At 42.2% G+C, this 13,783-nt stretch carries 11 protein-coding genes; all 11 read right to left on the bottom strand.

All coding sequences use genetic code 11. From position 1 onward, the window contains the following. Window positions 1-10 precede the first annotated feature (10 nt). Genes tssG through tssM form a run of 11 tightly spaced genes read right to left on the bottom strand, consistent with a single transcriptional unit; the run spans window position 11 to window position 13,780 of the window. Window positions 11-976, bottom strand: a complete 966-nt coding sequence (gene tssG, locus UQW94_RS02160; protein WP_005375963.1) for a type VI secretion system baseplate subunit TssG — start codon at window positions 974-976, stop codon at window positions 11-13. Then, the gene (tssF, locus tag UQW94_RS02165) at window positions 973-2,796 is read right to left on the bottom strand and encodes a type VI secretion system baseplate subunit TssF (RefSeq protein ID WP_005387518.1); all 1,824 of its coding nucleotides are present in this window, start codon (window positions 2,794-2,796) and stop codon (window positions 973-975) included. The genes tssG and tssF overlap by 4 nt, the downstream gene beginning before the upstream one ends. Beyond that, the gene (gene tssE, locus UQW94_RS02170; protein WP_017635621.1) at window positions 2,793-3,257 is read right to left on the bottom strand and encodes a type VI secretion system baseplate subunit TssE; all 465 of its coding nucleotides are present in this window, start codon (window positions 3,255-3,257) and stop codon (window positions 2,793-2,795) included. Before tssE ends, tssF begins: the two co-directional genes overlap by 4 nt. A 7-nt stretch (window positions 3,258-3,264) precedes the next feature. Further along, complete coding sequence (locus UQW94_RS02175) at window positions 3,265-4,059, bottom strand: type VI secretion system accessory protein TagJ (protein ID WP_318070638.1); 795 nt, start codon at window positions 4,057-4,059, stop codon at window positions 3,265-3,267. 10 nt (window positions 4,060-4,069) lie between these two features. Then, window positions 4,070-5,581: a type VI secretion system contractile sheath large subunit gene (tssC, locus tag UQW94_RS02180; RefSeq protein WP_225473122.1), complete on the bottom strand. Its 1,512-nt coding sequence runs from the start codon at window positions 5,579-5,581 to the stop codon at window positions 4,070-4,072. A gap of 52 nt (window positions 5,582-5,633) precedes the next feature. Further along, on the bottom strand, window positions 5,634-7,127 hold the full coding sequence (gene tssC / locus UQW94_RS02185; protein ID WP_005375950.1) for a type VI secretion system contractile sheath large subunit: 1,494 nt from the start codon (window positions 7,125-7,127) through the stop codon (window positions 5,634-5,636). Continuing rightward, entirely contained in the window at window positions 7,127-7,657 is a 531-nt protein-coding gene (gene tssB / locus UQW94_RS02190) for a type VI secretion system contractile sheath small subunit (RefSeq protein ID WP_005387524.1), read from the bottom strand. Before tssB ends, tssC (UQW94_RS02185) begins: the two co-directional genes overlap by 1 nt. 15 nt (window positions 7,658-7,672) lie before the next feature. Then, on the bottom strand, window positions 7,673-8,788 hold the full coding sequence (gene tssA / locus UQW94_RS02195; protein WP_258514666.1) for a type VI secretion system protein TssA: 1,116 nt from the start codon (window positions 8,786-8,788) through the stop codon (window positions 7,673-7,675). Continuing rightward, on the bottom strand, window positions 8,781-9,575 hold the full coding sequence (locus UQW94_RS02200) for a PP2C family protein-serine/threonine phosphatase (RefSeq protein ID WP_005387527.1): 795 nt from the start codon (window positions 9,573-9,575) through the stop codon (window positions 8,781-8,783). The genes tssA and UQW94_RS02200 overlap by 8 nt, the downstream gene beginning before the upstream one ends. 9 nt (window positions 9,576-9,584) lie before the next feature. Next, a complete protein-coding gene (gene tagF, locus UQW94_RS02205) occupies window positions 9,585-10,280 on the bottom strand; it encodes a type VI secretion system-associated protein TagF (protein WP_005387528.1) in 696 nt (231 codons plus the stop codon). Beyond that, on the bottom strand, window positions 10,262-13,780 hold the full coding sequence (gene tssM / locus UQW94_RS02210; protein WP_213872419.1) for a type VI secretion system membrane subunit TssM: 3,519 nt from the start codon (window positions 13,778-13,780) through the stop codon (window positions 10,262-10,264). The genes tagF and tssM overlap by 19 nt, the downstream gene beginning before the upstream one ends. Window positions 13,781-13,783: the final 3 nt, after the last annotated feature.

Here is a 13,783-nt window from a genome sequence, read left to right on the forward strand (position 1 = left end):
TACATTTCCTTTAAATAGTAATTGTTATAGTTCGATCTTTTGTACGTTCGTGTTTTTTAAGCACAGAACCAATACCTAACTGCCCCTGCTGTTTCGATAAACAAGCTTGTGGTAGCAAACTATGTTTGGTGGTGAGCTGCCACTTCAGTTGTTTATGTTTTCCAATCAACTCATAAGCAGCGTTCTTAATGATTGCTATATTGGGTTGGTTAGGAAGCAATTTACTAACTAGCTGTTTATCTTTTGGCAGAAATTCTATTGTTGTCCCCGCGTTGATGTTCCATGCTTTCGAACCCAAAGACGCTCCTAAACCAAGTTGAGCAAACTGCCCTTCAGGCATAGTTCGGGATGCAAGGCGTGTTTGCTCTTCTTTCGTAAGGTGTAACCATTGTCCTTGAAATTCATGAACTTTTACTTGGCATCCAGATAAACATTCAAGAATACTTTTTAGTCCACCTTTACTTCTCACTGGTGAAGCAAACACACCACCATAGTGCCGGGACAGTGAACTCCCTTTCCCAGTTAATGCCGATTTACAGCTTTCTAACGGCGAACGCGCGCCCTGCGCATGCGCACGAGACTGAACAGTCAGCTGACTCAATTGCCAACATCGATAATAAAGAGATAATAAGCGATGATTGAAAATATCGTAGAAGTCCACCATAGCCGTATCACCTTCTTTTTGGCGATGTAAAGCCAATTCACTATAGTGCTGGGGAAGCACACCTTGCTCACCCGTTAGGCCTATTAAATTGGTCTCAATCTCTAACTTGCTGTCATCTATATTTTTCAGTTCACAAAGCTGAGCATTTTCAAAACCTAATGATGGATTAACCTTTAAGTTTAGCTTTTCATGCTTCGGTAACGCATCTGTTCCTATTTGCGCCTCTGCTTGCAGAACTTCGTGTTCAATAAGATGAATCGCTTCAAACAATGGATGTTGCTTTAATTCTCGATAAAATTGTTCCGCGCTCATAGCAACACCTTATCGCCAGTTAATGCGGGCCATAGGTGGAAAGACTTTCCTGTGGACTTAAGTCTTATTTCTAACTGCGTAAAAATGTTAATTTCAGCATATTGCGAGAAGTAAACAGATAAAACACTACCTAAGAGAAAGATCTGCTCTTTAGGTAAAATTTGATCAGAAACCGTCAAAATAATTTTTATACCGTGCGCAAATCCAACTTTGCCTTTCTGACTAATTCTTCCTGTAGTAGGCTCAAACTCTAACTTAGTTAAAGCATCGATTACCGCTTTCGTTTCTGCTGTCCCAGAAAATGCATAGAGATTAAGGGTCTGCTTCAAAGTTGCTAAACCATCTTCCTCGGTAAAATGGTTTAAAGTTAAAAGCTTAGTTAACTGCCATCGTGTGCTTTCATCCATTTCTGGCCGAATAGTTTCTGATAAAGAAACTAAACAACGAACAGATTCGAAATTGTCATTTACCTCCGGTAAAGATACTTGCGGCAGCCCACCTCCAAATGGAAGTTTCTGCGCTAAGTTGCGGTTACAGCACTCAGCTTCCACGTACATTAACCAGTTTTCCCGGCTATCCGGGCTGAACAATTGATGTTTTTTATCAACAAAAGAAATGTAAGTTTCTCTACCTGGCTCATCATACCCACCAGCCCAGTTCTTATCCTCACGTCTCATCAACCAATAAATCTCACTAGTGTTCGTATAATGCGTGTGCTCACCAGCGTGATAACATGGCAAATTGTGGTACGTTTTGTTCCAGTTTCTCAACGTTACGTCAGAAATTGAGACAACCTCATTACTTTCAGCTTCTTGGTATTGTGGAGACAAGTGGTAATCGTATTCAGTTGGTAGAATACGCTTAGGCTCCATAATACTTTTAAATAAGTTGATCACAGGCACACAGCCTACCATTAAGCTTTCTTCGTCCACTTGCTTTGGAAGCCAGTCATCGTTGGTATCAAAGTAAAAATACAGTTCGACTTGCTCTCTAAGATCTAGCTCTGATAATCCAAGTTCGGTGATATCAAAGAACATAAACTTCTCAGGAAAGTGTAAATACTCAACAAGTAATCTTGCTCCTGAAAAGCTTCTTTTACTGTATGGCACAACTTTCTCATCTTCTGAAAATCCCACTTCAGAAAGATGTCTTTTGGTTAAAGGACGAACTTCTTTGCCATCCACAACAACAGATAAACCAATTAGGTTTTGAAACAGCATTTGGTAGAGCTTAAAAGTCAATTGAGATTGACCGTTTAAATAGAAGCGCAGCCGTTCTACCCCCATTTCACCAAGAGGAGTCTCTTCATCTTGAGCCGTGAGCTGTACTTTCAAAACTGAATGAGCATTGCTTTCCCATCGTGAGCCAACTGGCTTGAAAGGCGCATTTTTAAAAACGCCAGAGGTCACATCAACAGGATACATTCTGACCGGATAACAAGTTCTAAACTCGCACTCATGATATCCAGGAGCACCGATAACAACTCGCTCGCCTTCTTCTACATCAAAATAAGAGGAAGTGGAGTTAGAACAGCTCATTTTAATGACTGACATTGACGGGATTGGGGCGTGAAAATCCGGATATAACTGTCCCATCAAAGACTCTGTAAACTGAGGGTAACTATTGTCTAAGCTTTGTCTAATCCTTGCTGTTAGGAATGCGCAGCCTTCTAACAATCTTTCTACGTGTGGATCGTCAACCTGTTCCTCACTAATACGAAGTCTCGCGGCAATCTTGGGATACTGCTCACCAAACTCTTGCCCTTTGTGACGCAAATAAGCTAACTCGCGATTATAGTACTTGAGAAACTCTTCACTCATTTTGCTCTACTCAGTTTCATACCTAAATTTACCGGCTCTACTTCAGAATTGAATCGCACTTCATGAATACTGTTATCAATTAAGCAAGTGGCATTTATCTGTAACCTCAATACCCTATCAATAGCGTTTTTCTCGTCCGAAATCTGGACATGAGGGTTCCTTAACCTCGGCTCAAACTCTTTAATTGCATCATGAACGATGTCGCAAAGCTGATTCTGCCCTTCTTGGCTGCTATAGGGCATTGAGGAAAAATCTGGCAGCCCATAATTCAATATTGAATAACGAACCTCTAGAAGATCATCAGGAATGTTTTTCCATCCAATACGACTATTCAGCATCGACTCTAGATCTCTAAGTAAGCTGCTCAACATCTGTTGCTGGCTTGCAGGGAAGTCTTTCTCATCTCGAGTGAGAGGATCACTATCTATCAATTTGTCGAGCAGAGAAACGGTTAACGACATGATATTTCTACGCTATTTGTTTCTGTTCTAATAATGTAGTCAAATCACAGATTGGAAGCGCTGAGTCACCGACTAACCAACATTTTTGACCCAAGCCAACAAAAGATTCTTGCTCACCAATCTGCTTCCAATCCGTTTCTCGACCTAACTTTTGCGCATCGGTCTCTGAGTCGACATACGTCAAAGGCATATGGCCTTCGCCTTCACCAAGTCCATCGATATCAAACTCGACAGGTCGCCAAATACTCTCTAACAAAGAAGTAGGTGCTTTAACTTCTAGCGTATGGATGCTCGATATGGGTACAAGAAAATAGTTACCTGCTGTAGAAAACAGTTCAATGTAACCACCTAAACGATCATCAATATCTCTAGCATCTTCGTAGTTTGTGCCGTTTACGTTAAACCCTTTAATAGTACGATGCTCTTCAATGCGATGTGATAGACGTGACGCTTCTTCGTACTCTTGATTTCCGAGAGCAAGATTAAATCGAACAAGATCTTTAGTTAATTCCTCATCACCTAATACTTTGGCACTAGCCGCACCATTAATAAAATCCTTTCTAGCTTGAGCTGCTTTCACTAAATGTCGCAGCTGACTTGCACCAGGCAGATACTCAGGAAACAATTTAATCGATTGCATGAGCTGAGCGTCCGCACGCTCGAAGTCCCCATCAATGCACAGAAGCTCAATGAAAGAACTTCTCAAGCTCGCATCTTTAGGCGTTGCTTTAATTTCATCAATTAATTGCTCTAGAGCGTGTTGCAATAGGCCTTGGGACAAAGCATTTTTCCATTGAGTCATTGTTATTTCCTTACACCATGTGCTCTGGTGATAATTCGGTAATTAATTTAATGCTAGATACCATTTGATCGAGTTGAAAATGCGGTCGCAAATGGATAACTGAGTAATAATGTCCAGGAGTTTCTCTTTTCTCTCGAACTGTAATTTTTGCTTCATTTAGGGGGTATTTAGCCCGAAGCTCATCAGACGCTTCATCTGATGCGGTAGTGTACTGGTGTAACCAGCGTTGAAAGTCACGCTCTAGGCTTTCCGCGTCTTGATACCCACCAATTTTGTCACGCCCCATAACCTTGAGATAATGTGCGACTCGCGATACACACAATGTGTATTGCAACATCGATGTCAGTTTTGCATTCGTTGAAATATGCTTTTCTGCGTATTGTTTGGGCTTGTAGAGAGATACATTCGAGGTCATCCCTACCATATCGGTCTCAGGTATTGGAGAAATAGAAATAAAACCGCACTCAGACAATTCTTGTTCTTTTCTCTCAGAGATTTTCAAGTTTAACGGACATCTTTCACGGTCATTCTTGCCATTAACACGCATCGTGCTCCTTGTAGGAGCGACGATAATACCCTGACTGTAATCGCCTTGTTTAATCCCTCGCATATGCGTGAACCAACCATGTTCCTGAAATGCTCTAATTGATACGGCAGCAAAACAGTACGCACTACTCCCCCACAGCAAATCTCGGTTGGAGTCGTAGATGTGTTCTTGAAAGTTGAATTTATCATTCCGCGAGCCATCACTTTTGTATGGCTGACGGAACAAGACGTTAGGTGCAGTCAAACCAATAAATTTAGCATCATCGTTGTCTCTCAAACTACGCCACTTTGCATAATCTTCCTGTTCAAATTGGGCTGCTATATCTCTTATCGCAGAGAGTTGAGCGAAACTATCAACACCAAACATCTCTGGCGACGCAGACATGATAAATGGGCTGAATGCTGCAGCTGCAGACTGAGAGATCTTACTCAACACAGACAGATCTCTATCAAAATAATTTTTACTAGGATCACAGCGAAGCTGATAATCTCCAACCACCACACCAAAGGGTTCTCCCCCTGCCGTGCCATATTCATTTTGATAGAGCAACTTAAATAGTGCTGATTGGTCAAACTCGATGGCTTTTAAAGCATCTTTACTGATTTCATTCCATGTCGCCGTTAAAACCTTAACTTTTACAGAATCCGATGAACGAGAATCAACCTGTTCACATAAATACCTAACTCCAACCCACCCCCTTTCGAGCTGTTGAAACTCAGGATGATGTAATATTTCATTGAGTTGAGATTCTAATAGCTCATCAATGCGGTTAATTGTGTTCATCACACTATGACGAAAGCTGTCCAAATCTCTTGAACGTGTACCTTCTAACCAAATTCGCGCTGACGCTACAAGATCAGAAGATTCATTGAATCGAGTCAACCACGGGCTATCAAGTTCAGCGTAGCCTCCGGTACTGAACTCATGTTTTAGCTTGCTAGGGTCGCGAAAGTTAAGTGACACTGCTAATTCCATCTAGAACATAAAGATTGGTCATGGCTGGCCTTTCGACCAGCCAATTCATTTCTTATCCACCTGACTGAGGGATCTTGGCCACAAGTCGCAAAGATGTCGTCAGTTCTTCCATTTGCAACCAAGGTTTCAGCCATGCTACGGCATTGTAAGAACCAGGTGCGCCAGGAATTTCCTTAACCTGAACACGAGCGTCTGCTAGAGGGTATTTCGCTCTGATCTCTTGACCACCGCCTTCAGAAGCATTGACGTAACCTAGGATCCAGCGGTTCAGCCAAGACTCAACGTCTTCTGCTTCCATAAAGCTACCAATTTTATCTCGAGCCATTACTTTCAAATAATGCGCAAAACGAGATGTTGCCATCATATAAGGTAGGCGGGCAGAAATGGCCGCATTGGCCGTTGCTTCAGGGGATTCATGGTTCGCTGGTTTTTGACAGGTTTGCGCACCAAAGAACACTGCATAGTTGGTGTTTTTGTAGTGACAAAGCGGTAAGAAACCAAGCTTACCAAGCTCCGCCTCACGTCTGTCGGTAATACCAATCTCTGTTGGGCACTTCATATCAGGGTCGCCATCATCACTCATGAAGAAATGCGTTGGCAAGTTATCCACTCGACCGCCGCCTTCTGCACCACGGATGGCAGTACAAAATCCATATTTTGAAAATGCGTCGGTTAACTTAACACCAAGAACATACGAAGAGTTCATCCAACAGTAGTCGTTATGTTCAGCGTTAACAGCAATACCTGAAACAGGATCTACTTCGAACTCTTCAAACCCAAACTCTTCGACTGGAGCGGTAGCTTGTCCGTATGGCAAACGAGCAAGGACTTTTGGCATCGTCAGACTAACGAAGCGCGAATCGGCACTCTCGCGGAACGAACGCCATTGGGCGTATTCTAGTGATTCAAATACCTTATCTAGGTCGCGTGGTTTTGACAGCTCAGTCCACTCATCAAAGCCGAATAGTGCTGGTGAAGCCGCGGACAAGAATGGAGAGAAACCAGAAGCCGCTACATTTGACATTAGGCGTAACGACTCAATATCTTCTGGGTGGTTGGTAAACTCATAGTCTCCAATCAATGCACCATACGGTTCACCACCAGCACTACCAAACTCAGACTCGTAAACCTTTTTAAAGATCTGGCTTTGATCAAACTCAACAGCTTTGCTCAAGTCTTTATGTAGCTCTTTCTTGGTCATACTCATCATGCGAACTTTCAGAGTAGAGCTGGTCTCTGAATTCATCACTAGATAATTTAAGCCGCGCCAAGAACCTTCGAGTTTCTGTAATTCTGGGTGATGCATTACTTCAGACAACTGATCAGAAATCTGCCTATCGAGCAAATTAATCGCTTCACGAAAAGTTACTGTTAGGTTTTTGTTCCAAGTAACTGTCCCTTTCATTGCTTCTTCAGCGAGCGTTTTAATCAGCTCCTCAGCACGAGAAGCTTCGGTCTGCTTAGTCGCACCAATAGCTTGATCTAAGAATGAAGTTGTCTGTTCATTAACTGTTGGATCTAACTGTTTTTCAGCTTCAGTCGTCATTATTCCGCTCCTTCAGTACTGTCTGACTTCGCTTTCTTGTCAAGATCTAACTCGCCTGCAAGTCTTGCCAGATTGTCCGTATTGTTCAAAACATCCTCTAGGATATTTTCAAGCTCTTCTGAGCGGTCAACTTTTGTCATCAAATCACGCAGTTTATTACGCGTTTCCATCAATTGGCGTAGTGGATCAACTTGATTTACGATCGCAGCAGGCTCAAAGTCTTGCATTGATTTAAAGTTTAAATCGACCTCAAACTGTGAATCGTCATTCGCAAGCTTATTCGCAACTTTAAACTTCACCGATGGATTCATTTTTTTGAGTACATCGTCAAAGTTATCTCGATCGATCTGAATAAAACGGCGGTCTTTTAATGGCTTCAACGCTTCTGTGTTTTGACCAGCGAAATCACCCATTACACCTACAACAAAAGGCAGTTCTTTCTTAAGAGTTGTACCTTCAGTTTCAACATCATAGGTAATGTGGACACGAGGCTTCCGTACTCGTGATAGTTTCGAGTGGATACTCGTCATACCATTCTCCCTTTATTAATTTTCATTTTGTTCTGCTATGCCAACCAAACGGAAGTAGCTTTTCTTTGCATCCCCGTCGGAGATAAGTTCCGCCAGTAACTCCGGCAGAGGCATCCCACACCAACGAATGATCTGTTCGATGGAGTAAGAAACTGGTGAGTGAGGTTCACTCTCTCGGAAGAAATCAGCTACTTGCTGCAATTGTCTAATTGCCTGCTCTCGTGATTTCATGTTTGTCGCTAATAATGCATCACAACTTTGTGAACTTAACGGTTGTTCAGAAGAAGATTCATCAAGATCCTCTAGCTCTTCAATCACTGCTTGTGGTTGATTAAAACGATCTCCAAGAAGGTGCTTTAATGCCGAGTGTATTGATTCAAGTCTTTTTGATATATAAGAACTAGGAGTCACATCACCGACCGCTTCATCTAATCGCTGACTGAATTCATTAAATGATTCCTTAGCGAACTCCAAATCCGTGATTAATTCTCGATAAAACGTATCAGAAGTCGACTTAACCGTAGTTGTAATTTCAGATAGCTCAACAGCCCCAAGCTCGACTCGATTTCGGCGCTTATCTTCGTCTAAGCGCTCAAGCTCTATAGCTTGCTGATATTCCCAATAGGCATAAGCTTGCTCCACGCCTAAGTCAGTCAATGGTATACAAGCAATTGGAAAAATAAGTGTTCCTTCACTATCGATACCATTGAGGCCAATAATCGCCGATATTCTTGTCTCAATACCATCTTCATCAGGCATTGGGTACAGATCATCCCAAAAGTTCTCAATTAAACTGGTTGCGAGTTTGTAGCCAACGCCCATACCACGAAAACCATACAATCGAGTTAGGGCTTCTATAAGCCAGGCAACAAATTCCAAATCTTTAGACTGATTCGTGAGTATTTCTGGGACATCTTCAATAAATACTCGCCATAAATTACTGTGGGTATAGATACTTTCTTCTTCTATAAGAGCATTACGTTCAGCGTTGCGGGCGGCCATACGCTGATCTTTCAACCGATAGTAAGCAGACTGTGGTGATACATCCTCTCTAGGATCAACACCTGTAGGATTTTCTTGAGATATAGGGGCCAACGCTTGTTCATACCAATCAAACATTTCATTACTCATAAGCTCTCCCTCTTAGAAAGACAGGTATTGTCGCGTCTTCTCTAGTTACTGTTTCGCACTCCGTTTGCGCTTGGCGAACTTTGATCAAAGCACAAGTTACGTTATCACTTGCGCCCCGAACCAAAGCCGAATGCATGAGCGCTAATCCAGCTTGGTTGACTGAGTCTGCATACAATGTCCGATGAATTTCCTCACTCGTAAGTTCCTTAGAGAGTCCATCGCTACAGAGTAGAAACTGATCGCCGTCAGCCAACTGCCCTGAAACTTGATCAATAGTGACACTTTCGTCGACCCCAACAGCTCTGGTAATAACATTTGCAAGAGGGTGAGATTCGGCATCTTCAAATGCCAATAAGCCCTGATCCACTAAGTCCATGACTTGACTATGATCACGTGTTTTTTGGACAAAATTACCACTTCTAAGCTGGTAAATTCGGCTATCACCCACCCAAAGACAGTGGTAATACCCATCCTGAATAAACAACAAAACAAGTGTTGTTCCCATCGTTTTACCGTCTAAGTGATTTTGTGCGTATTGGTAAATTTCTAAGTTCGCTTCTTGAACCACTCTTCGGATATCATCGATACTAGTATTGGAGACATCCTGCATGTGGCGCGCGACTCTATCCACTAGCATCTGGCTTGCTATATCGCCAGCACTATGTCCACCCATTCCATCGGCAACCACCCAAATATGCTGTTCTGTCATATCCAACAGAGCATCCTCGTTATAAGGGCGTACTTTTCCTGCGTGCGATTTAGCAAAGGTAAAATAGTTCCAATTCATTCTTCTATCCTACCAATTCCACTTTTTCCAGCCGCCATCAAGCATGGCTGAAAACTGACCAATTGAAGGAAATCCACTAGTAATGAACATGCATGGTTCAACCTTCGTTGAACCTTCAGTCCACCAAAAACATGGTTTACTCAATTTTTCTTTAATGAGGTAATTCAAAAGCGTATTTTGATCAGTATTGCCGTGATCATGAAAAACTGTAGATATTTGGCTTTGATAAAGAAACTCTAGAGGCCTCACTTCACTTGTTACATTCGCAACGAGGTCATTTTTTTCTTGAGTACTCTTATGCCAAACATCAAAGACAAAGTCGTCCTCAAGTACTGAAAGAGCAAGAGCGGCACTGTCCTCTGTCCAAGCTCTGTCACCCCAATATTGCGCAGCTTCACCTTTTACGGCACGAGCTATAGTAAAGAAAAAGTATCTACCGCATGCATCAACACTAGGAATCATGCTACCAATGTAGGTTGAGTCTTCTAAATAGCTAATATCCAAAGCAAAGTGCCACACAGGAGCCGTTAAAAAGTGCTCATTCCAGCTTTCACCCAGTTGTTCCCTGCTGACTGCAATAACCGCCTGTTGCCAATCATGCCAACGCTCCGAGAAATCTTGTGATAAACCATCTTTCACAAAGTCCCCTTTTGCAGGCATTTTGCCGATATATCCCCAGCCTGATGTTATAAGGTTCGTGGACATCTGAACCTCTCCATTTCATTTGACCAAAACGGATTAATGGCACTAGAAGGAATAAGCTCTAGTTGCACCTTGTTTCCCTTTAAATCAATCATAACTATATTGTCTTTACGCGATTCTGGCCTTGCTTTAAGTGATTGATCCAAAAGCTTGAATATGCCCCACTCACCTTCATAGGTATGCGCAATTTCGCGTTTAGATTCAGGTGGTGTGAACACAATTCGAGTCTGATCTTGACCGGCAGGCCAACTCAACGATTTAGCTCTTGCTGGTCCATGCTTATAAACCAAATCTTGTCCACCCAACTCTAAGACAAATCGAGTAATGTGCTGGTCTAGATAAACAGGCTTCATCCCAAACTCTACGCGTAATGAATTATCAGATTCAAAGAAAGACTGCCTGATACGTTGCGCTCTTTGAAAGACCATTAGTGTTTCTGGACGAACTCCAATTTCCTTTTCTAATCGCCAACGACTTTTCGAAGTATCCACAAACGGTTCGAGGTATTCTTGGAAGAATGCGTCAAGCGTACCTCCATAACCAAAGAATCGCTTAAAGTCTTTCAATCTAACTTCTCTGCTCGCGTTGGGCTCGAATGGGTATCTGCCAGCAATAGTCCGCTGATAAGGGCGGACCACCTGTGTTACCCAAAGTTGATTTAGATGATCCTTCGAACCGCTCTCCGCAAACTTAACCGACTCTTGAGAAAGCTCACCTAGCCATTGATTAAATGGTCTCGGCAAAAGTTCTTTAGCACGAGCAAAGGAAGCTGCGACATCTTGTGTAACGGTTCCATCTAAAATACTTTTGTAGGCAATTTTCTGATTGTTACCAGAGCTTGATAAGTCACTTAAATACGAACGCAAGTTAACCATTGCTTGTTGAATATCATCAAAGTCTTGCTCACCAAGGCGTAAGATCTCTGAAAAATGCGATTCGACTTCTTTACCTGGCAGAGCAACATTGAAACCGTTTTCTTCAGGTAAATACATGTCTAGTCTATCTGCCGTATTTGAAAACTTAACTTTGGCAACTTTACCAGCAACTTCAGAAGCGGCTTTTTGATTTTCTGACAATGATACTTTTGATAGAGCAACCTCTTTTTGGATTGCTCTCAACAAAGATTCGATTGGTCTTTCAACTCCAGATAAAACCCTCGCTTGCTCTGTCGCAAGTTCTAGGCTCGGAGCCTGCTTCAATTGAATATCTTCGATCAACGTTTTCCATTCATTAACATAATCTTGATAGTATCGTGACTGAACGCCTTGGATGGCACTATCTTGATCAATTTCATGAGCCTTAAGATCGTCACCATAAACCCAGTTCTCTTCCATTAGGCTTTTTACTGTACGGTTGATCTGAATCTGAAAAATGCTATGAAAACCATTGTACGTGTAGAAACCCGAAATGCCTTGTGATAGCGGTTTTCCACTAGCTCGCTCGAACTGCTCAAGCCCTTTAGGTCCCAATACATCAGTCAAGCGAAATGAAGGTACATGACTCTTAGAAAATTGTATTTTCATTCGCTGATAAGCACGTTCAGGTAGAGACATTTGAGTCAACACTTCTCGAGCACTAGTCACAGCAGCAGTGTTGTAAGTAAAGCCTTGTCCATCGTTGCCTAATAAATATTGAGTGTGCTGTAGCAAGCGTCTTCTTAAGTCTGCGTTTAGCTCACCCGGATATTGACGTTCGAAATAAAAGTTAAACCAAGCCAACACTTCATCTTGTTGATATTTGTCTGGATTGAATAACATCAAATACGTTTTTAACGTTTCGTACAAATACTCACGATGCTGTTGATTGCTCTCCATTTCTGACACCAGGCTATCAAGAAGCAAAGGGGCGAAATATTGGGTCAAAGCATCAGAATATGCATTGTTTGCCGCCTGAGATACTTTGTCTCCTTGATAGAGACCAAACCTCTTTACAGAGTCGGCATCACCGTAGTTGCTTTGCTTTCCGAGAGGAAGCGTCATCAACCTATCTAATGTTTCTACAGCTGAAACAATATCCGCTTCAAAATCTAAACTTTGAGCGCCAATCAGTGCATCAATATGGCTAGCTTGTTCATTGGTATCGACAATTAACTGTGAGTTCCACTTATAACTCATAAACCAAAGCGCAGAAGCTCCTAGCAGTAGCGTTGTACATCCAATGTAAACACCTCGACGCATCCAACCTGACTGCTTTTGATAGTGACGATTAACTGTTCCTAACAGTTGCTCTTTGAAAATAACCTTGTCAAAAAGATTCTTTACGAAATAACTATGAGAACCAGTCTGACTCTTTGCTAGAGCTAAACGATTTAACCCAAGTCCATTGGTTGATTCATTCATCAGCTTATCGACTGGTAAGCCTTCTTGAACCGAACTCAACATAAACACACCACGAATCAAGGCAGGCTCTTCAAAACTGTTTTGTGCAAAAATTTCAGCTAAAAACTCGTCAAGATTAGCTTGTAGCACTCTTAATTGCTTTGGAAATTCAAAGATAAGCGCGCGTTTATCTAAATCGTCCTCAGTTTCAAGTATTCTAAGCATACGGGCATCAAGGCGCTCCAACATGCCATGAAACTCTTTGTTGAATAGAGAAATAACGCCTCTTTCATCATCCACTTCACGAGGGAACATGAAACCAAATAAATCATCTCGTTCTTCCTTACTTAAATCGGCAAAGAATTCATTGAAACCGGCAACTAAATCCATTTTGGTGAGCAATACGTAAATCGGAAACTGCATGCCTAACTGGTTTTTCAGTTCTTGAAGTCTCGACTTAATTGCTCGAGCATGAAGACTTCGCTCGGTTCGAGTCTGAGACATCACGCTGGCTAAGCTTATCGTAACAATCGCACCATTAATTGGTCTTTGCGTTCTATACTTTTTCAACAATCCTAAGAAACCATGCCACGCTTTAGAGTCGACCTTTTCTTGACTGTCTTGTGTCGTATACCGGCCAGCCGTATCTATAAGAACTGCTTTATTTGCAAACCACCAATCACAGTGACGAGTGCCACCTACACCGGCAATAGAGTCAGAGCCAAGGCTGTCTCCTAATGGAAACTCTAACCCCGACTGCTTTAATACGGTTGTTTTCCCCGTTCCAGGAGGGCCAATCAATACATACCACGGTAAGTCATACAAGCTTCTCTTGCCTTTGTGTGTTTTCGTCACTACTTTGACAGCTTGCTCAATACGCTCGCGCATTAAGTCAATTTCACTTGCCGCTTCTTTATCTGATTGGCTATCAACCTCAAGCAACGTTTGAATACTTTCGTCTTCTTTCACCTTTTGCTTATGCTGCTTGGTAACGTTAAATATCGCCCAAAGCAACACCAACACTAGAATAGTGACTAGCCGTTGAAAGTCACTCTTTAGGGGCTCATATCCCGCTATCGTAATAAGTGGACCAACAACCCAAATGAAAATAGAACAAGCAGCGACACCGATAAGACCGAGAAACCATCTTTGAGTAAATATTCTGCCAATTTCTTTAATACGCATCTC

The sequence above is a fragment of the Vibrio sp. PBL-C16 genome, from assembly GCF_034321865.1.
Classification (GTDB): Bacteria; Pseudomonadota; Gammaproteobacteria; order Enterobacterales; family Vibrionaceae; genus Vibrio; species Vibrio alginolyticus.

Excerpts from the sequence above, each read along its gene's own strand:
- tssF (WP_005387518.1), bottom strand. The coding sequence starts at position 2,796 with ATGAGTGAAGAGTTTCTCAAGTACTATAATCGCGAGTTAGCTTATTTG.
- tssM (WP_213872419.1), bottom strand. The coding sequence starts at position 13,780 with ATGCGTATTAAAGAAATTGGCAGAATATTTACTCAAAGATGGTTTCTC.
- tssG (WP_005375963.1), bottom strand. The coding sequence starts at position 976 with ATGAGCGCGGAACAATTTTATCGAGAATTAAAGCAACATCCATTGTTT.
- UQW94_RS02200 (WP_005387527.1), bottom strand. The coding sequence starts at position 9,575 with ATGAATTGGAACTATTTTACCTTTGCTAAATCGCACGCAGGAAAAGTA.
- tagF (WP_005387528.1), bottom strand. The coding sequence starts at position 10,280 with ATGTCCACGAACCTTATAACATCAGGCTGGGGATATATCGGCAAAATG.
- tssE (WP_017635621.1), bottom strand. The coding sequence starts at position 3,257 with ATGTCGTTAACCGTTTCTCTGCTCGACAAATTGATAGATAGTGATCCT.
- tssB (WP_005387524.1), bottom strand. The coding sequence starts at position 7,657 with ATGACGAGTATCCACTCGAAACTATCACGAGTACGGAAGCCTCGTGTC.
- tssA (WP_258514666.1), bottom strand. The coding sequence starts at position 8,788 with ATGAGTAATGAAATGTTTGATTGGTATGAACAAGCGTTGGCCCCTATA.
- tssC (WP_225473122.1), bottom strand. The coding sequence starts at position 5,581 with ATGGAATTAGCAGTGTCACTTAACTTTCGCGACCCTAGCAAGCTAAAA.
- UQW94_RS02175 (WP_318070638.1), bottom strand. The coding sequence starts at position 4,059 with ATGACTCAATGGAAAAATGCTTTGTCCCAAGGCCTATTGCAACACGCT.
- tssC (WP_005375950.1), bottom strand. The coding sequence starts at position 7,127 with ATGACGACTGAAGCTGAAAAACAGTTAGATCCAACAGTTAATGAACAG.